Below are 21939 nucleotides of genomic sequence, written 5' to 3'. Positions count from 1 at the left end.
TTAAATTCCCTTGTTTCCACCACCTCCAAGCCGTTCGATAACTTATTGCTGCTTTTTTTGCATAGTCTGATCGTCTCATGTCTATATATTACTATGCCTGACTATATCTGACTATATTTATATTGAAACTTTACAATACCTAGACTCTCTCGTTGACAAAAGGTCATTAGATAAAATTCTAGCGTTAAAACCAAAAATGTTGGGTTCTTCGTTACTTGGTATGATTCTATAGGGAGACATAAATCGACTAAATCCTGATCTGGCAAGAGATTTAATTGATTAGTTCGCTCCAGATCGCAAACAATTGACAAAAATCACAGTAATGTCTGTTTCTATAAGGGTTTCATCCCTTATAACCCTGTCCGTTGCATAAGACAAACCTAAGAACCCAAGAAATTAACTAATTAATTTAACCTTCACCCCCCACCCAGTCAAACCAAGTTTAAAAGGTGAATGGTTTTATTTTCCCAGTACAGGGGGATAGAGCTTCTCGTTTTTCGGGACGAGTCCTGAGATAATCTTCTAACCAAAGACAACCTCGATCGAGCAATTTTTGTAAATAATTATATTCTGTTTCTAAGGGCCATCGATGCTTTTGACCATCCCTAGAAATAATCACAATTTCTTGACCATCAGGACTAAAAGTGATCCCATAGACGATATCCTCTTCTATTTTAAACTCGGAGCGCAAATTTCCGTCAATGTCCCAGCGTCTAGCTGTACCATCCCTTGAAATAGCGGCGATTTTTTCACCATCAGGACTAAAACTAACTCCATAAACGGGAAAAGAATCGGTTTTAATCTCCTTTAAAAGATTGCCCTGTAAATCCCAAATTTTAATCTTTCCCCGAGTAGCAGTAGCAATTTTTTGATGATCAGGAGAAAACACCAAATCATAGATAATACTATCATCAACTGTCCAAGACTTAATCAATTGAGGACGATGATTATTTAAGTGCCAGTATTGAACTTTTCCATCGCTTGTTCCCGTGATTATTGCTGTTCCCTCTCCATTAAAAGCAAGACTATAAATCGGTACTTGACTAGCGGTAAATTCTTGAAGCATTGTTCCTTTTTGACTCCAGATTTGGACTTTTCCATTTCTTCCTGTAATCGCCATCTGATTACTATCGGGATGAAAAGCAATACTATAGATTGAACGCATTTTTGTGGCAAATTCTCTAATTTTTTTTCCCTGGGAATCGAGTAAAGTAATCTGACCATCTTTATTAGCAATAGCGATAATATTGCCCTGGGAATTAATGCTAACACTGGTATTATCGGCCTGAGCTTGATTTAAATTGTTCAGCTGCCAAATTTTAGCCGTTTCATCACTCGATCCAGTTACCACCTGTTTTCCATCTTGACTAAATATAGCAGTAAAAACTGATTCTTGATGTCCTCTGAGAGTAGTTATTTCTTCCCCTTGCATTCCCCAAATTTTAGCACTACCGTCACTAGATGCAGTAATTATAAACTTGCCATCAGGACTAAAATTCACACTGTTGACAAAATCTTGATGTCCCCGGAAAGTAGCTATTAAATTTCCCTGTAAATCCCAGATTTTAGCAGTTTTATCGGCCGCTGCCCCGGCAATTTTTTGACCGTCAGGACTAAAATTAACACTATAAAAAGCCTCAATATTTTCTTGACCTAAACTCAAGATAATTTTACCTGATAAATCCCAGATTTTAATCGTACCATCCCGGGAAGCGGTGGCAATTTTTTGACCATCGGGACTAAAACTAGCTGCATCTATCGATCTTTTATGTCCCTTAAATACCTGTAAAGTTTCACCTGATAAATTCCATAATCTAGCGGTTTTATCCCTGGAAGTGGTGACAATTTTTTGACCATCGGGACTAAAACTAACACTATAAACTGATTCTTGATGGTCAGGATAGGTGACTAAATTTTGTCCTTGCAAGTTCCAAATTTTGGCGGTTTTATCTTCGGAAGCAGTGGCGATTTTTTGACCATCGGGACTAAAACTAACACTATAAACTGCTCCTTGATGACCTGTCAAAGTTTGAATATTCTCACCTTTTTGATTCCAAATTTTTACCGTCCCATCCTGAGAAGCAGTGGCAATTTTTTGACGATCAGGACTAATACTAACACTATAAATAGTTCCTCGGTGTCCTTGCAGTTGGTTTTTTTCTTGAATGCGATCTAAAATTTGTTGCAGGGTAATAATTGGACTGGTAGCAGGATATTTACCCAGGGTTTGGTCATCAGTAACGATATTTTTTAAACTATTTACTGCTTGCATGGCCGCCATTAAAGATTCTAGTTGTTCAAATTGAAATTGCTGCCAATAACTATCACCATTGCGCTGTAATTTAATACCTAGTTGAGCGGTTTCTACTTGCTGCCACGCTTGTTTTACCTGGACAAAAGCTAAGAGAGAACCCAAGAGAGAAGCAATTAAAATTACCGAGCCAATTTGAATTCTTTTGGTAGCTTTTTGGTGAGCAATTGCTAGAATTTTATTAGCTTGCCTCTGGGTTTCTAGGCTAATTTCTGCCTCTCTTTTATCGAGATTTTGACTGGCAGTTAAAAACTGATAATCAAGATTACTTAAGCTTTTTCCCTGAGACCAATCGAGAGCATTATTTAAAGCTTTTCCGCGTAAAAGCCGCGATTCATCGGTATAATTAGACTGTTGCCAAGCGGCGATTGCTTCTGAGTAGGGACGCAATTGCTCTAATTGTTTTTCTACCCAATTGAGATTAAATATTTCTCGATAAATAGGATTATAAACTACTAACTGATTATCCTTTTTCACCACTAACCCCGATAACCTTAATTCCCCTTGTTCTGGACTATCATCGCACAGGATTGCACCTTTTTCTAAAATTTGTTGATAGATACCTAACAAACGACCCGCTTTGTCTTGATTTCTTAACAAGCGATCGGCAATAGTTCGCAGATGAACTGGTTCATCATGAGATTCCCAATTATTAATAATTCTCTCTTTGATCAGCGTCTCAATATCTAAATTAGTTTCCAGCAATAGCTGACAGATTTTCTGGGTTAAAAATGGCTGTCCTCCCGTCCAAAAAATAATTTTTTCTAACCAATCAGGTTGATAATTACTTTGACTGGATAATCCCGCAGCTAAAGGAGCAATTTCTGCCAGATTAAATCCCGTTAATTCGATCGCCTGGCCGATATTAAAAGATGTTTGGGTCTTTTCACGAATTAAATCTGCCGGGGTAGCCACACCGAATAAAGCAAAAGTAATTCTTTCATACTGGGAATTTTCCGCTCTTTGGTTATAACAATAACGAATCAGGGAAAAAAAGTCATCTAGAGAAAACTGTAAACTGAGAATTTTATCGATCTCGTCGATAAAAATATATATTTTCTCTCCCCGACAATAAACTAATAAAACTTCCTCGATAAATTGTCCCAAACGCTGCACGGGGGGTAAATCCTCTCGCTCGCGCAACCAGGATTTAAGATTAATTTTTCCCGTCAGATTAAATCCTAAAAACAAACGGGTGATCACGCCGTTATACCATTGGGATAAATTATCATTACTGCCAAGACTGGTTATATCTACGGACGCGCAATCCATGCCCAATTGCTGTAAAATATGGGTCACTCGTACCCTTAAACTGGATTTACCCATCTGACGACAGTTGAAAACGTAGCAAAATTGACCATTTTTCAACGCCGTTAACAGTTCTCGGTCGGCATTTCTCTCGATATAGGTAGGATGGTTATAGGCAAGACTACCCCCGACACGATATTGATAATTCATTATCCTTAAACAAAATTATTTCAATGTCACCAACGGAAATAAAATAGACAATTGTGATTTATATATCTATAATGCAAGGATAATCGGCTCTTCTCGACTTTGTGTGATAATTTTTGCTTATGGAACCCTGAAGTGCTTATTGGGCAAAACTTTTAGGACTATTTTGCGGATATTCTATCGGTATAGACCTCGTTTCCACACAGAAACCAGAAGAGCCGATAATCGCTATTGACAACCTATCCCAAGGCAATTATGAAGAAAACTTTTTTCACCTCCATCGCCGTTAGTGCCACCCTCGTCAGTGGCATTGTTTTAGGTACTCTTGATGCCGGCAGCGCCTCCGCTTGTGCTTTCGCTAAAGGTAAAAGCATTTTTGGCAGCAATACCACCTTCCATCTGGATCCTAACAAACTTATTTTAGGGGTTGCCGCCGCTACAGGAGCAATCACCGTAGCTGGTGTTTTAAGCTACCGTCGTTTTCACCCTGGGCAGCCTCCCGAAGATGCCACCGCTAACCTGCCGTCGGTATTTCCTATCCCCATTCCCCCCGCAGCTTTAAATCAGGCAGTGGAAGTGGAAGAAGCGGCAGAAACCAGCAAAATCTCCTAAAAATCCGCTATATTTCCTCAAAAAAGGTGTTGGCATCCCCGCAGCTTTCCAGCTAGGCAACACCTTTTTCTGCCTAATTGTGTCCCAGTTATCAGAATTTCCAGCCATTTTTAAGTTATGTTAAAAGGTGCAACCGTACCACCAGAGGTAAAGATGGGCAACTCTACCACATTTTCTGACACCCCACTTCGCAAAGATCATCACACTTGGGAGCATTTAAAACAAGCCATCGCCGCTAGTTCCGGTTTTCGGCGTTGGCAGCAAGAACAACTAGAATCAGGTAAAAATAGAGACGATGCTGATGCTCGCATTTGTTCCTATCTACGGGAAACTTTAGAAACTTTAGCCTACTAGATTGATGCTCCCCAGCTATGACGGCATGGGGACTTTTTTGTCCGTTTAAGCTAATTTGCGGGCCTTATTTTCTGCGCGCCTCGTAACCCAACAACCAGACAAAAGCGACAATTAAAGGCAGGAAATAATAAATAGCTCGATAGGCGATTAAAGAACCGAAAAGTTCGGCATTAGATACATATTCGGGGCGTAATCTCAGCATGATAAACTCAAAAACACCTATTCCCCCCGGCACATTGCTTAATACCCCTGCCGTCATGGCAAATACGTAGAGACCGAAAAATCCTAAAAACGAAGTATTATAGTTGTCTGGGAGAAGAAGATAGAGAACTCTAGCGGCTAATATCCAATCAATAAAAGTCAACAAAATCAAAGCCAGGGAAAGAGTCCAAGAGGGTAAATAGATATTTTCTTGGCCGATTCTTATTGGTTTTTTATAGGTGAGAGTCAAGAAAAAATAGCCCGTAACCAGCAATAAAAAAATTATTCCTAAAGGTTTAGTAGTTAAAAAAGGTAATTTTAAAAGTTGAGGAATCCGTTGGGGATCGAGGAGGAAACTTAAACCACCAATCCCTAACATTCCTAACCAAAAGCTTAAATGGGTAAAAGTGATAACTTTGGCAATATCCACCACCCCCACCCCCGCAGGAGTATAGAAACGATAACGGATAGCAGTCCCAGAAAATAAGGTTAAACCAATGGTATTACCAAGAGCATAACTGATAAAAGCAGTGCGGATAATAGTGCCTAAAGCTAAGGGATGCTTGATATAATAAAAACCTAGGCGATCATAACCCGTCATCGACAAATAACCCAAAGCCATGCAAAAAATAGCTTCTAGCTGACGACTTGTGGTAATATGATCCAAACTAGCCAAGAGTTGGGCAAAAGTGTAGTGTTTAAATTCTTGACTAATTGCCCAGACCGCTAGAATAAATAAACTCAAAGACAGGATAATCGGAGCAAAACGCCAGATTTTTTTATACATCTTACTTTTTACGAATTACTTTTGACTCATTAAAATTTATGAAAAGATCAAAGTTAGATTTAGCTAAACGTTTAAATCGATCCCGAAAAAGGAAATATGATAAATTCCTGACTTCCTCCTTGTATTTAACAATTATTCTGGGTTTATTTTATCTACTCTACCTCAATCTTCCTTGGTCTTTTCATCTTTTTGTGCATTGGGCGACTAAAGGGGGTGATTTAGACAAAATTCCTGCCAAATTTTATGCAGAACTTAATCAATTGTGTTTGAGAGCAGATAGTGCGGGGGAAGTAAAAACGAGAAACTATACAGAACATACAGAAATCGCCGAATCTCTTGGTACATTTAGATGTACTTTAGTTAATGGTGGTCAAGAATGGTTAATAGAAGATTATAAATCTTTTAATTCTGCCGATGAAGCGATTTTAGGCACTCAGTTAGCGGTTTTTATCGCCGAGATTTTGGGAACAGATTATAGTTATAGAATTCGCGCTTATATTCCCAATACTAAGTATCAAATAGCTCCCAAAACCAAATCCTAGACTAGGGATGGGTTTCTCACCCATCCTTAGAAAAAAATTAGTTTTCCGATACGGGTTTTGGTCGGGAAGGCCGAGGGATAGGGGATTGTCCGGGGGTAAAAGGTCGTTTTTCTCCTTCCCCCGAGGGATGACGATTTTTATCAAAAGGCTTTTTAAAACCTCCCTTACCCATCGGTTTTTTCTTGCTGGCAAAACCGAGGTCTAAACCTTCCAAAATAGTTAAGGCATCTCCTTTAAGTTGTACCTGAAAATCCCAAAAACGACTGATCGGTTTACCAGATAAAGTACCGCGCAATTTTAGTTTAAAAAACTTGGGTTTGTCCGCTTCAGTTTTGGGCATTTGTCGGATTTTGACCACTACCGCTTGATTTTCCCGTTCGGTAAAGATGACTTCGCCTCGAATCGAGAAATAACCCGGGGTAGAAGCGAGGAGAGGCTCTATCTCTGGATCATCTTCCTTTTTCAGGGTTTCTGGTTCCCAAACACCGACAATCTGAACATGAAGGGCATCATTTTCCTGACGGGTGCGCGGATAAACCACCCAAAGATGGGGTTTTTCCAGATCGAGATGATTTTTGACCAAACTGATCACCCGACCGAGAATCACAGCATCGATCAGAGTACCATCGGCAGTTAAAATATTGCCTTTAGTTAATTGTTCCTCCGATCGCTGATAATGGCCATAGACGAGACCGATCGCCCGATACTGCCGCAGATGACTGGGAGGGGGGATCGGTTGTTGACGTTTGACTTCTTCGGGGGTGGCTGACTCTACGGCTAAATCAGCCTCGGTATGGGGGGATTCAAGGGGGACTTCCTGAATTTCCACTTCAGGGGTCGGGGGGGTTTTCGGTGATTCGGTAAACCGATTCCCAGGACGATTCATATCACACTCCTAGCGGCGGAGACACATAGTAAATTAGTAATCAAGCAAGTCAAAAGCGCGATCTGGGGGGTTACAATAACCCTCTAGGGCGACTCTACTGGCATCTAATATATTAAGAACCATGATCTTTTGACTGTCAACCTTGTCAAAACCCTTTTGAGTCTTGACCGTTTGCCCATTGTACTTAATAAAGAGCGGCCAATTCGATCGATCCCCTGATCAAATCTCCAGATTTCCATAACATTTTCCTCTCTGTCCCCTCGCACCCCAGTCTATGAAAGCCTCTCTCTCTCACCGTCGTTGGCTGTCCATCGGTCTCGTCCTGATGTTATTTGCTTTGCTGTCTTTCTCGATCATGCCGCTATTGACTTCTATTCTCCAGAGTCAGCACTCCTCGGTACAGAGTCATCTGTCCGCAGTGGAACAAGAGAAATTGGCCAGTCAAGCACTAGGTTATCAGATGGTTTTAGAGCGTGAACCCGATAATCAGGCGGCTTTGCGGGGATTATTAGATACTCGCCTACAGCAGGGGGATTTAAGGCAAGCGATCGAACCTTTAGAAAAATTAGCGCAACTTAACCCCCAACAATCCGATTATCTACTACTTTTGGCGGAAGCGAAACAGCAAATAGAGGACTATGCAGGAGCCACAGGCAGTTATCGCGCTCTTTTAGCCTCCCATCCCCAAGAGCTGCGAGCCTTGACTGGATTAACTAATTTATTTCTCAGCCAAAACCGCCAGATCGAGGCGATTAGTCTGGTCAAAGATACGCTCGATCGCGCTTTAAAAGCTGCTGCCGATCCCAATAATCCTGCTAGTTTAATCGATATCGTTTCCGTTCAGTTACTTTTAGGCAAAATCTATTTCGAGCAGCAAAATTATCCGGAAGCTTTAAACGCCTATAAACAAGCTCAACAGATGGATGTTAACGATTTCCGACCGATTTTGGCGGCGGCGATCGTACTAAAAGAACAGGGCAAAAATCAAGAGGCTCAACCCTTCTTTCAAAAGGCTCTCAGTCGCGCTCCTTTTGCCTATAGACAGGAGATTCAGACCCTAGCCGACGAAAACAACAAAATTCAAGCCACAGCCCCTAATCAGTGAGCAGCTTTTTTTTCCTTTCTGCCCTATCCCCTTGAGACTTGACATTGGGGACAAAAATGAGAGGAGCGTCCACTTAATTTAATTCTGGCAATAGTTGCACCGCAAAGGCGACAATTTTCGCCAGTACGACCATAAACCCAGGCCATCGAGCCATAATTGCCATTAACTCCCGTAACGTGGAGAAAATCGCTAAAACTGGTGCCGCCTTCAGCGATCGCTGTTTCCAATACAGAAATAATGTTTTTTGTCAATAAGTCTATTTGCTCAATTTTTAAGAGATTGGCGGCAGTTTGGGGATGGATACCACTTTTAAAAAGAACTTCATCCGCGTAGATATTGCCAATTCCTGCCACCACATTTTGATCGAGGAGAAAAGTTTTAATCGGACGACGACTTTTTTGACAGTGACTATAGAGATAATCGGGGGTAAAATTGCGATCAAAGGGTTCCAGTCCCAGTTTTTTGAGACCAGTAATCACGCTTTCTGGGGTTTTATCGGCGGCAATCCACCAAATTTTCCCGAAAGTGCGGGTATCAACAAAGCGCAATTCTTGCTGATTGGCAAAAAAGAAGCGTAAGCGCGTATGAATCGGCAGGGGAGTGGTATCTTTTACCCAGAGCAATTGTCCGGTCATACGCAGATGAACCCCGATACTGCTACCATTATCTAAATTGGCGAGGAGATATTTGCCTCGGCGCTGCCAATTGGTAATCGTAGTCTGAGTAATTCCTTGCAGAAAAGTTGCCTCGCAATTAGGGTAGGCTAGGGTACGCTGTAATAATACTTCCCCACCGATAATTTTTTTGCCCTGGGTAACTTGATTTAACCCGCGACGCACCGTTTCTACTTCTGGCAATTCTGGCATATAAGTGATTGAACAAAATTAAGTTCTTGGTTAGGGTAGGCAAAAGGAAAAAGATAGATAAACAGAACACCAGATTAAGGTCAATTCTACTTTAACTTTAACATTTCGATGGTATCGATCAGTTCCCGTTCAAAACTGACTTGAGCGCGATTAGTTTTACCACCAATATAAAAGCGATCACCAGATTGTAAAGCCCAAATTTGGGAATGGGAAAAGTAACTCATTACCACTCCCATCATCAATAAAGCAAAACCTAAATAGACAATAGGCACTCCCGGATCTGCCTTAATTTGTAACCCGGTACTTCCCACTAATTCGACTATTTTTAGATTAACTCCATTGATGGGAATCGTCATTCCTTCTCGTACAGCAGAGGTTAAATCTCCCTTAGCATCATAGACAATTACCGTACCTTGTAGATCTCTGGTTAAAAGAGAAACTCCCTCACTAAGATCGGTTTTAGTCGGAATCCAAGTTCCCCAGATTTGTCCATTACCTTTGGTGTCTAAACTAGCCATCGGTAGCTGTAGGATCGGACTATTATTCACCTGTACTTTTACCCCAGCAATTCCCCAACTGGTTTGATAAAAAGTCACCCCTTTATGGTGCAAAGGTTGGTTAACTTGAATAGTTTTGCGATCGATCTCCTGTCCTTGATTATCGAGCACCGACAAATCAGAATAGAATTGTTCTACGTCACCTTTAGGACTATAATCAATCCAAAAACGATTAACTTTAATCCCCCAATCCTTGGGGAGAGAATTTTTAGATAAGGGTCCAGCTTCAATAATATTTTTAACCTGAAAACTATCGCCACTAGCTACCATTTCTTGAGCGAAAAACCCCGTTAACGCTCCCCAGATCGCTCCTGCTAAAATAATTAACATGGCTGCATGAACGATAATCGGACCGATTTTACCAATCAGACCTTTACGAGCATAAAGACTGTTATTTTCTAGAAAAACTTTGTAGCCTTTTTTTTCTAACAAGGGGGTGAGAGATTCTAGGGAACCAGTTTCTAATTCAGCACTTAAAGCTAGTTTTTGAAATTGGCGAGATTGTTGATAAAATTGCCAGTTTCTGGCCGCCTTTAAAGCGGGTAATTGTCGTCGAAAGGTGCAAGCAGTTAAACTGGAACCGAAGAGAATTAATAATGATAGATACCACCAAGTGCTATAAACATGATTTAATCCCAATAGTAATAAAAATTTCCAAGTCAGAAAGCCAAATAAAGCGGGTTTCTCAGGATAATTAGCTTGGTAAAAAGATAGAGATTGTCCCTGTTCGATTACCGTCCCAGAAATGCTAAAAATAGCGATTAAAAGTAAAAGGATAATTGCCAATCGTAGATCGGCAATAGTCTGGATAAATTTCCGTCCCCATTGAGGCGGTGTATTCTTTAAATTTGAGGAAGTTTCCGATATAGTCATAGTTAAAAGTTTTGCAATTCTAGCCAATTATCTATCATAACTCTCCACCATCACAGCAGACGGGATAATACAGAAAAAACTCCAAAACCGATTAATAAAACCCCACTGACGGGATTAATCCATCCGGACCATTGACGCAGGGAAAGAAAGCTTTTCAGCGAGGCAGTAAAAGAACCGACGATAATTAGGGGTAAAACATAGCCGCCGGTGTAGGATAACAATAATCCCCCTCCTAAGCTTAAATCTCCCGTATTGGCCACCCATGCCAATAGAGTTGCTAGAACTGGAGTACTACAAGGAGAGGCGATTAAACCAAATGTTAAACCGAGAAGATAGGACCGCAAAATCGGCGGAAAATCCCCGGTAATCCAATCGGTAGCACCAAGGGAGGGGAAGCGCAGGGGTAATAATTCCAAGAGGTTTAACCCCATCAAAATAGCGATCGCACTGACGATAATTGGTAAACCGATCCCCACCTGTCCATAGACTTTTCCTAAAGTAGCGGCAATTAGTCCCAATCCCGCTAAGGTGGTGGCTAATCCTAGGGAAAACCATGTGGACTGCCAAAAAGCCGCTAAACGACCTTTATTTTCGTAACCCCCGATATAAGCGACGGTAATCGGCAACATCGACAGCATACAGGGGGTAAGACTGGTGAGTAAACCGGCTAGAAAAATCACAGCAATACTGACAAAACTAAGGTGAGTTAGTTGGGAAGTTACTAAGCGATCGGCGTATTGTTCAAGGTGATAGAGTTGAGTCTGTAATTGGTCTAACATATTGGGGAATTTTTCAGGCTAAATTTGGCTCATTTCTAGGATATTACCATCGGGATCACTGACAAATAATGCCTTTCTACCCGAGGCGCTCATTTGAATTGTATAACCTTGACTTTCTAGATAGTTACCCATGGCTGTCACGTCATCAATAGCGAAGGCAAGATGAGGATTGCGTCCCCATTTTTCGGGATTGGGACGGTAATTTTGGTAATTGCTATCGACAATTAAATGAATTTGATAATCTCCCACTTGATACCAAACCCCATCGTATTGAAAAGGGCGATCGATTCTAGTCAATCCTAGAACATTTTCGTAAAAGTTAATGGCTTTTTCTAGCTCGGTGACTAAAATCGCCGTGTGTAAGGATTTTGTGATGTTCATAGTTAATATCTGACTCGCGGATCGAGCCAACTATAGGTTAAATCGGCAATTAAGTTAAAGATAACAATTAAAATCCCATAGATAAAGGTAATCGCCATCACTACGGGGGTATCACTGCGGGAAATAGAATCAATTAATAAAGCACCGATACCCGGTACACGAAACACTTGTTCTGTAACTAAAGCTCCAGTAAAAATGGAGGGAATATCGAGAGCAATCAGGGTGACAACGGGGATTAAAGCGTTACGAACTATATGCTTAGTTAGAACAGAAAAATTAGTTAGTCCCTTGGCTAAGGCAGTTTTAACGTACTCTTGGTGAATTTCTTCGGTTACGGAAGAACGCACGAAACGCATCAACATCGCTCCTTGATATAAGCTTAATACAGTTACAGGCATAATTGACTGTTTCACCTGCTCGATCAAACTATTAAAATCACTGATTTTTAGGGTACTGTTATAAAAAGATGGTAGCCAGTTTAACTGCACACTAAAGATAATAATTAATAATAATCCCGTTACAAAAGTGGGTAAAGAAAAGCCAAGTAGGGAAAAAGTAGAGATGATTTTGTCTAACCAAGAATAGCGCTTGACTGCCGAAATTACGCCCAAAGGAAAAGCAATTAAAACCCCAAAAATATAGGCAATACCGACAATCCAGAGGGTTGTGGGTAAACGCTGCCAAATGAGGGTAAAAACTGGGCTGCGACTGGTGAAAGAATAGCCCATATCTCCTTGAAGAAATGCTAACAACCACTTGACATAACGCACGGGAAGGGGTTGATCTAATCCGAGACTTTTGCGAATATTTTCTCGCACCGCTTCGGTGATAGCGGGATTAGCGGCAAATTCTCCCATCGGATCCCCCGGCGCTAGGGCTAAAATGCCAAAAACCACCATACTAATAGCTAAAAGAGTGGGAATCGAAAATAATAATCTTTTCAGAAAATATTTAAGCATTTATTTACTACGCTTCCAGTCTTTGATGTTCCAAGTATTTCTATCCCAGGGAGTTAATTCAAACCCCGACAAACTATTGCTAATTGCCACCACATCGGCACGATGAACTAGGGGAATAATCACAAAATCATTAATTAACATATCATTCATTTTAATTGCTATTTCTCTCCGTTTTTCTGGGTTTAATTCTTGACTAAAAGCTTGCCATAATTTATCGTATTCAGGATTACAATAACGAGCATAATTATCCCCGGCCCAACCATCAGCTTTTTGAGGAATTTCGCTACAGGTAAAGGTTTTAAAATAGGCTTTCGGATCGGGACTATTATTACCGGTAGTGTACATTTGTAGGTCAGCATAAAACTTTTCTACCGTGTCATCGTTAGCAGGATCGCTAGAAAAGAAAATACTGGCATCAACAGTTTTTAATTCTACTCCTACCCCGATCGCTTGTAAACTTTGTTTGATAATTTCTTGGGTTTTCTGACGGAGAGGATTGACAGTGGTTTGAAAAACTAATTTCATTTCTACCCCATTTTTATCCCTAGTACCATCACCATTACTATCTTTCCATCCCGCATCATCTAGTAATTTCTTAGCCTTTTCTAGATTAAATTCATAGCTAGTATTGGGAGAATTATATTCCGATGGCATCACAATAAAATTAGGAGTTGTTTTCCCAGTAATACCATAAAGTTGCGTGGCAATAGTATTTCTATCAACGGCTAAAGATAAAGCTTCTCTTACTTTCACATCACTCAAAAAAGGATGGGGAAACTTAATACTAGATTTCTCACCTTCAGCAGTAGCTTGATTAGGATCACTCAAATTAAATAAAACTCGTTCAATCAAAGAACCGAAACTAGATATTAACTGACCCCGACCCGCTTTTTCTAAATCACTTAAAACCCTAGCCTCTACTTGCAAATTATAGGCATAATCCGCCTCCTGTGTCTGTAAAACCGCTCGTGCCGCCGAAGTGGCATCACCTCCTCCTTTTAATTCTATTTTTTGAAAACCTAATTTATCCGCTTCTCGAAAGAAAGAATTTGGTTCATAAACTGCCGTATCTCCCGGTTTAAATTCTACCACTTTATAGGGGCCAGTTCCCACCGGTAATAAATTAGCAGGGGCCTGACGTGCTGTTTCATTGCTATATTTTTCATAGAGATGGGCGGGTAAAATCATCCCTTCTGTTCCCACAAAAACTAATGACCAAGCGGGATTAACTTGCTTAAAAGTTATTTTAACCGTATGGGGATCGATCGCTTCCACACTTTTAACTATTTCATAATTGCCGGCGCTAGTAGAACCAGTTTTCGGATTGGTAATAAAATTATAGGTAGCGATGACATCTTTGGCAGTAAAAGGAGTACCATCCGACCATTTAATATCTTTTTTTAGCTTCCATGTCACCGATTTACCATCCCGGGCAACTCCCCCATTTTCAATAGTAGGAATTTCCGCCGCTAAAAAAGGAACTAATTCCCCTTTTTCATCGAAACTAGCCAAAGGTTCTAAGGTAATGCGACTCGCTTCTGAGTCTTTAAATCCCGTGGAGAGATGGGGATTTAAAATCGTCGGTGCTTGCCAATATAAAAGTTTTAAAGTTTCTGAATTATTATTGGTCGTTGCTGGGGGATTATTAGCTGTTTGTTGATGACAAGCACTAAAAAGCAGCGTACAACTAAGGGATAAAATTAACAGGGGCAAGAAAAGCGATCGCTTAAACATTTTTAGTGACAATCAATAGTTCAACAGGGTGACTTAGGTGATTCCCTACCCCACCAATAACAAGTTATCAGACATTGAGTCTTGATCTCGATCGATTAATTGATTATTTGCCCTTATCCCTTCCTAGTCAAGTTAAATCGATCGTGCTATAATAGCGAGCCTGTACTAGACAATAAAATTCTAGGCACGGCGACGAAAATGGGTTCTTCGGTTTGTGTTATGCAATGTACGGGGGTTATAAGGGATGGAACCCTTATAGAGAAAGACGTTTGGCAATTTTTGTCAATTGTTTTTGATCTAGAGCGAACTAATCAATTAAATCTCTTGCCAGATAAGGATTTAGTCGATTTATGCCACCCTATCGAACCATAACAAGTAACGAAGAGCCAGAAAATCCGTATTTGGGGTGTTGTATGGAAAAAATCCGTCTAGTATATAGTTAGTATGATCGCCATCGCCGTAGGGTGCGTTCCCTAATGTGGCTCCTACTGCTCCACTAGCAGTAGGCTAATCTGGCTAACACGCTTTTGGGTGTGATATACGGAAAAGTTCTGGCGATCGCGCATAAATGGGGTGATATGCCGAAAGTTGACCCATATCATTACTTTCAGGAGTGTTATACGGAAATTTTCCGTATAATCAATAGTTATGCAGACAGATCAAGCCTTCATAAACTCTTTTGAGAAGAAATCACATCACTTTTTTACATTTTGTCAACAATTCGTTTTTTGGTAATTTGACCTATGCCTACTTATAGCGTTAGCGACATTTTAGAAATTATCAAAACTCTAAACCCCGAACAAAAGCTGGAACTTCAACGCGAACTCCCCAGTGTTCTAGCTGCTGTTGGCAGGGAGGCGACAACTCCTGCTAAGAGTCAAAGTATGAGTGGGGTAACTATTACAGGTAGTAGTGAAATTGGTCTGAGTCAAATTCAGGCAGAGGGAAGTAGTATCAATCAAAGTAAGACTCAAGCAACACTAGAGAATACTGATTTAAAGGAAGCACTGAGTGTGCTGGAAAAATTAAAGCAGGCAGTTGTCACCAATAGCGATCTTAATCCTCTGCTAAAGGAAGTGGCAGAGGAGAAAATTCAGGCTATCCAGAAAGAAGTACAAAAGCCACAGCCAGATAAAAGCTTGGTGGATCAAGCAATTGCAGCCTTGAAAAAGGGATTAGCAGGGGTAGAAGAACTGGCAGAGCCAGTGATGAAAGTTGCTGGTTTGGTGGCTAAAGCCTGGATGGTAGTCCCATGACGCATGAATTTTCTAAGAATTTAGGGGAGAGTGGACGCGAGCAGACAATCCATGATGTGTCGGTTGTTAGTAGCCAAAACGTTACATTTAACCAGACACAGATCATTCAGATCTCAGTTGAAGAGGTCAAGACTCGGAAATTCATTATCACATCCCCCTATAAAGGGCTAAAGAAGTTTGAATCAGAAGATAAGGATCGCTTTTTCGGGCGGGATCAGTTTCTCACAGGATTGGTGAATGAACTGGAGCAGACCAATTTTGTATTACTTCTAGGTGCATCGGGAAGCGGCAAATCTTCAGTAATTAGAGCAGGTTTGATTCCTTGGCTGGCAGAGAGACAAGGAAGCCCTTTTGTGAATCTGGTCTTTACTCCGGATCAAGATCCGTTTGAATCCCTGTATGCCAGTTTGTTAGGGAAGTATAAACAGTCAGAAGCGCAGATTGCTCGTATTGCTAAGGAAGATACGCTAACTCAGTTGGTACGATTGCTCAAACAAGCAGATGATTACTGGTTCATTCTCATCGACCAGTTTGAGGAGTTGTTTACTACCACTGAGTCAAGCAAACGAGATGTCTTCATCAAGAGCTTGGTGCAACTGGTGAAAGCTCTCAACAAGGCTGGCGATCGCTCGGTCAAACTTGTAGCAACGATGCGAGCAGATTTTTTGGATCGGCTCAGTCCCTATCCCGACTTAATCAAGATAACAGACAAGCATCGCCCCATGATTGCAGAAATGCAATTGGATGAATTGCGCTTGGCGATCGAACAACCTGCTGCCCATCATGGTGTAGTGTTTGAGACCGGGTTAGTCAAGCAAATCATTGATGATGTGCAAGGACAGGCTGGATATTTGCCTTTGTTGCAGTACACGCTAAATTTGTTGTGGGAAACGGAAGTTCAGAACCAAGGCATTGAAGACCGGACGCTAAATATCAGCAACTATCGGAAATTGGGTGGGGTGCGGGGCGCACTCCAGCAGCACGTAGAGCAAATCTACCAATCCTTGTCTGAATCGGAGAAATTGGCGGCTCAGAGGATATTTCTGAAGTTAGTGGGTATTGGCGAAGATGAAGAATCTGGAACTGAATGGAAACCTGTGCGGCGACGTGCTACCCGTTCAGAGTTTAGCGACTCACTAGAGCAGACTGTTTTAACTCAGTTGGTCAATCAGAACTTATTAGTGAGTAATCGTGTTACTGACTCCCAAGAAAGCACGATTGAGATCGCTCACGAAGCTTTGCTGACTTCCTGGGTAACATTAAATACTTGGATTAAGGAAAATCGTCAGGCGATCTCACTTCGTAACCGCTTAAACGATGATGTCGAACAATGGAAGAAAACCAAATCTCATGAGGATTTGTGGTTGGGTTCTCGACTAGAACAGGCTTTAGAACTGAGAAAAGATGAAACCTTTAATCAGATTCTCGGCGGTTTGAGTCAGGAAGCTAATCAGTTTTTAGATGCAAGTCAAGGTGAGCGCGATCGCATTCAAAAAGAAAAAGTACGTCTCCAGCGTCGAGCTATTCAATGGCTTTCTGGTGGCTTGGCAGTAGCTGTCTTATTTGCTCTTGCTGCTGGCTGGCAATGGAAACGGGCTGACAGGCAAACTCAACTTGCTAACGTGCGTGCAGAAGCTGCTGAGGCAATCGATCAACTGAATGTTAATCCCACTAATGGTTTAGCCAAGGCGATTCATGCAATCGGACTAGCTCTATCTAAGTTTTCTGGAGAAGCTGTTTTTAGCACCGCTCAAACCAGTTTAGTGAAAACAATTGAAAGTTCTAGAGAGAAGGCTATTTTTAGAGGGCATGAGAATGGTGTGGATGCTCTTGCGATCAGTCAAGACGGCAAATTCATTGTCAGTGGCAGTAGCGACAAAACGGTGCAAATTTGGAATTTACAAGGTCATCCGCTTGCTCCTCCCTTCAAATCTACAGGTCGAGTAAGAGCCTTAGCTATTAGTCCAGATAATACGAAAATTGCTAGTGTTGGTGACGATAAAATAGTACAGATTTGGAATTTACAAGGAGATAAACTAACTTCTCTAAACATAGAGGAAAATGTTTTTGCAATCTCTTTTAGTCAAGATTCTCAAGCAATTTTTGTTGCTAGTCGTCTTGATGGTTACGGCGATCGAGATGCCAGTATTAGAGTATGGGATTTACAAGGCAATCTGACCAAACAAGTTAAACTTGAACAGTCCAATTTTCATCCTTATGGTGTAACAACAGGAGCTTTTTGTTTAAATGGTCAGATGCTCGCTATTGGAATTTCCAACCAAACTATTGGATTATGGAATTTTGACGGTAAGTTAATCACTCCCCTGTTTAAGAACACAGAGGGTACAACAGAAACAGATGTCGTAGCCTTTAGCCCGGATTGTCAAAGATTGGCTACGGGAGGAAGTGGTAAAACTATACAGTTATGGAATCAACAAGGGAAGCTACTAACTCCCCCGCTTAAACATGAGGCTTTTGTTACCGCAGCCGCTTTTAGTCCAGATGGAAGTCGGCTTGCGAGTGGAAGTATAGATGGAACTATCCGGTTGTGGGATATGGAGGGTCAGTTAGTAGAACCAATTTTCAAAGGCTACACCAGTACAGTTACTTCGATTGTATTTAGTCCTGATGGAAAAACCATTATTGGATCTGGTGGTTCTGAATACGTTAATTCTGATTTTCCTGATAGTGTTTTAACATCCGATAATACGATTCGCTTATGGGATGTTGAAAGCGGCTTGAATCCTTTAGTTATTCAACATCCGCAAGGTGTGGAAGCTATAGCAATTAGCTCTGATGGTAAAACAATTGCCAGCGCCAGTAGTCGTGATAATGCTACGGTTCACACTATTCAGCTATGGGATAGAGAGGGTAAGCCTATTGGTTCACCCTTTGAACAGCACAAGAGCATGATTACTTCTGTAGCGTTTAGCTCAAAAGCCCAGATAATTCTTAGTGCTGATGCGAGTGGCACCATCTTTCTATGGGATTTTCAAGGCAATGTAATTGCTAATATGAAGCATGGGGATTTTGTTGCAGCGGCAGCTTTCAGTCCTGACGGTAACATGGTTGTCAGTGGTAGCTTAAATCAAACGTTGCAATTATGGGATCTCAAAGGTAATCCCATAGGGCAACCTTTGCAACATGGTTCTGGCGTGCGCTCTGTTGCCTTTAGTCCTAATGGAAAACTAATTGTCAGTGGTGATAGTGATGGCAAGTTACGTTTATGGAATCTTGAGGGGAAACCGCTAGGTCAACCCTTTATTGGGCATCAAAAGAAGATAATACGCTCTGTTGCCTTTAGCCCTAATGGAAAACTAATCGTTAGCGGCAGTGATGATAGAACTGTACGGTTGTGGGATCTGGAAGGAAACTCACTCGGTAAGCCCATTCCCCATATCGCTGCGGTAAATACAGTTGCTTTTAACCCAGATGGAACAACTATCGCTAGTGGTACTGGAGGAATTTTTGTTGGGGCCGAAACTACCGTTCAATTATGGGATTTACAGGGAAATCCTGTAAGCCAACCGTTCCATCATAACGGGGCTGTTAAATCTTTGGTATTCAGCCCTGATGGCAAACAGATAATCAGTGGCAGTACAGACAAAACAGTAAGATTTTGGATTGGAAATTGGCAGGGTTGGTTGGATATCGCCTGCAACAGACTCCGATACCATTCCGCTTTGAACGATCCTGAAACTTTAGCTCAGGATGAAATTGCTAGAGGTGCTAGAGAAACCTGTCAGAAGTATAGTCCGGACTGGCAGACAAAGTAAGTGAAAGCTACTAGCGGCGGGTGAAGCGGATCGTTAGCTTGCTAGATTTTCTGCTGGGACAGAGCTTCGAGGTCGTCCATATAGCGGTGTGCAGTCGTATGAGGTACAGTGTCACGAGCTATAAACCATGCTAGGCAAGGCTTGGTCTGTATCTCACTCAAGCGCTTACCGCTATAAATTTGTTCAAAGATTATACTGTGAGCATAATTTATTAATATTGAGCCAATCCGTTAATTATAAAAATGATGATTCTCGCAAATGTCATTTGGCCGTCTTTGTATCTGGTTGAACGTATAAACACATGGTGGATAGTTGGAATTAGTCTCCTGATTGAGTTCCTCTGCTTAATATGGCTGACCCAAGAAAAAATATGGAAAGTAGGATTGATGACTCTTGTGATGAACCTCGTTTCTACAGTTGTAGGTATTGTCGGCATCCCTTTGTCTGGTATTGTCTGGGAGTTAATTGCAACTATCACAATCCATCCCCTGTTTCACTGGGGTACATTCAATCCAGTTACTTGGATAGTGAGTTGTATTCTGGCTGCGCTGTTGAATGCAGTTGTTGAGGTTATGAGTCTAATTTGGATTTTTAAGTTTAGGTGGACAGCAAAAATTTTTTGGTGTCTAGTAATTGCTAATGGAATTACTGTTTCAATTGCTTACTGGACTATACTACTTACTCCACCAGGTCCAATGTGAATAAGATAATACAAAACTTTTCTCAGGATTTATTGGCACTTAATGTTAGCGATCTCAAGCTAACACTCCACGGCAGCGGACGGATAGAAGCCGCTTGTGGGGATGCCGAGGTTATCTGCCGCCGCTGCGTTTTGCCGTTAGCCGTAGGGTGCGTTCCCTAATGTGGCTCCTACCGCTCCACTAGCAGTAGGCTAATCTGGCTAACACGCTTTTGGGCGTGATATACGGAAAAGTTACAGCAAAAAAGGAGGTTTATTATGGCTGAATGACTAGCAGTTGATGTTTCGAGAACTTACGAATCTGGTATGCTTGGCAAGCGAGGAGACGATAAATTTCCTTGCACCGGAGCAAGAATAACACGGGTGGAATTCCACAAAGAGGTTTCCAAACACCGTATTACTCCCTTTGATGATGGCATAGGACGGGGTGACGCTCACACAAATGATACTGAACTGCCAGATGTTGGAGTTCACTACTGGCTAGATGCAGGAACGAGGCTGAAATACATTTTGAAGGTCTGGGTTGAGGATTAAGGATTTTGTGAATCAGTCGTTGGGGGGCGTTGGTTCCCCTTGCTTTTTTTGTGCGCTACTATGGAATTAAATGATTAAAAGCTAAGACTGCTATGGCACTGGCATCGAATGGACAAACAGCTATAATCCGCACAGAGCGAGGGCTTACAATTGCGGATACTCGTATTACTCTGTATGACGTAATGGATTATCTCAAAGCTCAGTATCCACCCAAGTTTATTCGTGATGCCTTCAATTTTACAGATGCTCAGATTCATGCTGCCCTTTCCTACATTGAAACACATCGAACAGAAGTGGAAGCGGAGTATCAGGAGGTTTTAAAGACTGCCGCAGAAACTAAACAATTTTGGGAAGAGAGGAATCGCGAACGTTTTGCTCGGATCGCTGCTACTCCTCCTCGTCCAGGCTATGAAGCGGTTAGAGCTAAACTTCAGGAACGCAGAGCAAAGCGGGAAGCGAAGAAGCAATGATTGTTCTGGCTGATTACAACTTGAATCGGCAGGCAATTCTGATCTCTGGAAGTCTTGTTGTTAGCGGGTTATTAGATCTCGCTCTAATTCGGTTGAGGACATTTGAAGACGTTGGCTTACCCGCAGACAGCAATGATCGAGTAGTTTGGAGATTTGCCCAAACCAACGGGATGCTCTTACTTACGGCAAACCGGAATGCGAAGGGTGAAGACTCGTTGGAACAAGTAATGCGTGAAGAAAATCAACCGACTTCATTTCCGATCATTACGATTGGCGATCCGGATAGGGTCAATGAATCTGACTATCGAGAACGCTGCGTTGAAAGGCTTGTAGAAATTGTGATCGATATCCAAGACTATATGGGGGCTGGTCGGTTGTTTATTCCATAAGGTGATTGGCGCATCATATCTGTTGGTGACACAGCATAACAACCCCAATGCACACCGACCGACGAAAGCTAATCAGTTATGATGCAAAGTCTATCTGCGGCGGGTGATTGGGAAAGTTAGCCGTAGGGTGCGTTCCCTAATGCAACTCCTACCGCTCCACTAGCAGTAGGCTAATCTGGATAACACGCTTTTGGGCGTGATATACGGAAAATTTCCGTATAATCAATAGTCCAGTAGTCGTAACGCACCACCCACGAGATATATTAAAAATAGTAGGGTGCGAAACGTTTAGGCATGAAATAGGGCTGAAATGCCTGAAATAACCGCCTAGTAAGGTCTTCAGTCCCCCGACTGAATCTAAGAGGTCAACACAGACCAACCTTATAACTGTTTATATGTCCCGACGTTTAGT

20 protein-coding genes are annotated in these 21939 nt (G+C 41.6%); 10 read left to right on the top strand and 10 right to left on the bottom strand.

Annotated features, from left to right (window positions below; genetic code table 11):
- Nucleotides 1–101: 101 nt before the first annotated feature.
- Entirely contained in the window at nucleotides 102–311 is a 210-nt protein-coding gene (locus IM509_RS17170; RefSeq protein ID WP_071784021.1) for a hypothetical protein, read from the bottom strand.
- A 131-nt stretch (nucleotides 312–442) separates the two neighbouring features.
- Nucleotides 443–3769: an AAA-like domain-containing protein gene (locus IM509_RS17165; RefSeq protein WP_185237923.1), complete on the bottom strand. Its 3327-nt coding sequence runs from the start codon at nucleotides 3767–3769 to the stop codon at nucleotides 443–445.
- 252 nt (nucleotides 3770–4021) lie between these two features.
- Here IM509_RS17165 and IM509_RS17160 point away from each other — a divergent pair, with 252 nt between their 5' ends.
- Nucleotides 4022–4378, top strand: a complete 357-nt coding sequence (locus IM509_RS17160; RefSeq protein ID WP_002789240.1) for a hypothetical protein — start codon at nucleotides 4022–4024, stop codon at nucleotides 4376–4378.
- A gap of 117 nt (nucleotides 4379–4495) precedes the next feature.
- Entirely contained in the window at nucleotides 4496–4732 is a 237-nt protein-coding gene (locus tag IM509_RS17155; protein WP_072924299.1) for a hypothetical protein, read from the top strand.
- A gap of 64 nt (nucleotides 4733–4796) precedes the next feature.
- Here the strand turns inward: IM509_RS17155 and IM509_RS17150 are convergent, their stop codons facing one another.
- A complete protein-coding gene (locus IM509_RS17150; RefSeq protein WP_185237922.1) occupies nucleotides 4797–5720 on the bottom strand; it encodes a lysylphosphatidylglycerol synthase domain-containing protein in 924 nt (307 codons plus the stop codon).
- A gap of 38 nt (nucleotides 5721–5758) precedes the next feature.
- Here IM509_RS17150 and IM509_RS17145 point away from each other — a divergent pair, with 38 nt between their 5' ends.
- Nucleotides 5759–6262: a hypothetical protein gene (locus IM509_RS17145; RefSeq protein ID WP_185237921.1), complete on the top strand. Its 504-nt coding sequence runs from the start codon at nucleotides 5759–5761 to the stop codon at nucleotides 6260–6262.
- Nucleotides 6263–6299: 37 nt separating this feature from the next.
- Here IM509_RS17145 and patR read toward each other — a convergent pair whose 3' ends face one another.
- Nucleotides 6300–7148 (bottom strand): heterocyst master regulator PatR, encoded by an 849-nt coding sequence (gene patR / locus IM509_RS17140; protein WP_072924302.1) that lies wholly within the window; start codon nucleotides 7146–7148, stop codon nucleotides 6300–6302.
- Between the two features lie 274 nt (nucleotides 7149–7422).
- Here patR and IM509_RS17135 point away from each other — a divergent pair, with 274 nt between their 5' ends.
- Nucleotides 7423–8253 carry a tetratricopeptide repeat protein gene (locus IM509_RS17135; RefSeq protein ID WP_185237920.1) on the top strand — a complete coding sequence of 277 codons (831 nt, stop codon included), beginning with the start codon at nucleotides 7423–7425 and terminating at the stop codon, nucleotides 8251–8253.
- Between the two features lie 23 nt (nucleotides 8254–8276).
- On the opposite strand, the gene IM509_RS17130 is transcribed toward IM509_RS17135, so the two are convergent.
- The 6 genes from IM509_RS17130 to IM509_RS17105 form a co-directional block, all read right to left on the bottom strand.
- On the bottom strand, nucleotides 8277–9119 hold the full coding sequence (locus tag IM509_RS17130; protein WP_072924308.1) for a DNA-formamidopyrimidine glycosylase: 843 nt from the start codon (nucleotides 9117–9119) through the stop codon (nucleotides 8277–8279).
- Nucleotides 9120–9205: 86 nt separating this feature from the next.
- Nucleotides 9206–10549 (bottom strand): cytochrome c biogenesis protein, encoded by a 1344-nt coding sequence (locus tag IM509_RS17125; RefSeq protein ID WP_185237919.1) that lies wholly within the window; start codon nucleotides 10547–10549, stop codon nucleotides 9206–9208.
- 50 nt (nucleotides 10550–10599) lie between these two features.
- On the bottom strand, nucleotides 10600–11328 hold the full coding sequence (locus tag IM509_RS17120; protein ID WP_185237918.1) for a cytochrome c biogenesis protein CcdA: 729 nt from the start codon (nucleotides 11326–11328) through the stop codon (nucleotides 10600–10602).
- Between the two features lie 18 nt (nucleotides 11329–11346).
- Entirely contained in the window at nucleotides 11347–11709 is a 363-nt protein-coding gene (locus IM509_RS17115) for a VOC family protein (RefSeq protein ID WP_052277350.1), read from the bottom strand.
- Between the two features lie 2 nt (nucleotides 11710–11711).
- Nucleotides 11712–12668: an ABC transporter permease gene (locus IM509_RS17110; RefSeq protein ID WP_052277351.1), complete on the bottom strand. Its 957-nt coding sequence runs from the start codon at nucleotides 12666–12668 to the stop codon at nucleotides 11712–11714.
- Nucleotides 12669–14402 (bottom strand): peptide ABC transporter substrate-binding protein, encoded by a 1734-nt coding sequence (locus IM509_RS17105; protein WP_185237917.1) that lies wholly within the window; start codon nucleotides 14400–14402, stop codon nucleotides 12669–12671.
- A 743-nt stretch (nucleotides 14403–15145) separates the two neighbouring features.
- On the opposite strand from IM509_RS17105, the gene IM509_RS17100 reads away from it, so the two are divergent.
- The 6 genes from IM509_RS17100 to IM509_RS17075 all read left to right on the top strand — a co-directional run bounded on the left by IM509_RS17100 (nucleotide 15146) and on the right by IM509_RS17075 (nucleotide 21527).
- Complete coding sequence (locus IM509_RS17100) at nucleotides 15146–15658, top strand: hypothetical protein (RefSeq protein ID WP_185237916.1); 513 nt, start codon at nucleotides 15146–15148, stop codon at nucleotides 15656–15658.
- Nucleotides 15655–19434 carry an NACHT and WD repeat domain-containing protein gene (locus IM509_RS17095; protein WP_185237915.1) on the top strand — a complete coding sequence of 1260 codons (3780 nt, stop codon included), beginning with the start codon at nucleotides 15655–15657 and terminating at the stop codon, nucleotides 19432–19434. Before IM509_RS17100 ends, IM509_RS17095 begins: the two co-directional genes overlap by 4 nt.
- Nucleotides 19435–19676: 242 nt before the next feature.
- Nucleotides 19677–20135, top strand: coding sequence for a hypothetical protein (locus IM509_RS17090; protein ID WP_185237914.1), 459 nt, complete (start codon nucleotides 19677–19679; stop codon nucleotides 20133–20135).
- Nucleotides 20132–20296, top strand: a complete 165-nt coding sequence (locus IM509_RS17085) for a hypothetical protein (protein ID WP_185237913.1) — start codon at nucleotides 20132–20134, stop codon at nucleotides 20294–20296. Before IM509_RS17090 ends, IM509_RS17085 begins: the two co-directional genes overlap by 4 nt.
- A 464-nt stretch (nucleotides 20297–20760) precedes the next feature.
- A complete protein-coding gene (locus tag IM509_RS17080; RefSeq protein WP_016514527.1) occupies nucleotides 20761–21138 on the top strand; it encodes a DUF433 domain-containing protein in 378 nt (125 codons plus the stop codon).
- A complete protein-coding gene (locus IM509_RS17075) occupies nucleotides 21135–21527 on the top strand; it encodes a hypothetical protein (protein WP_002791850.1) in 393 nt (130 codons plus the stop codon). Before IM509_RS17080 ends, IM509_RS17075 begins: the two co-directional genes overlap by 4 nt.
- The last annotated feature ends 412 nt before the right edge of the window (nucleotides 21528–21939 follow it).

Origin of the sequence: Microcystis sp. M31BS1 (assembly GCF_020245285.1) — a bacterium.
GTDB lineage: Bacteria > Cyanobacteriota > Cyanobacteriia > Cyanobacteriales > Microcystaceae > Microcystis > Microcystis panniformis.
The sequence above is the reverse complement of the archived record's forward strand: the minus strand, read 5'-3'. Positions and strand labels throughout refer to the sequence as shown.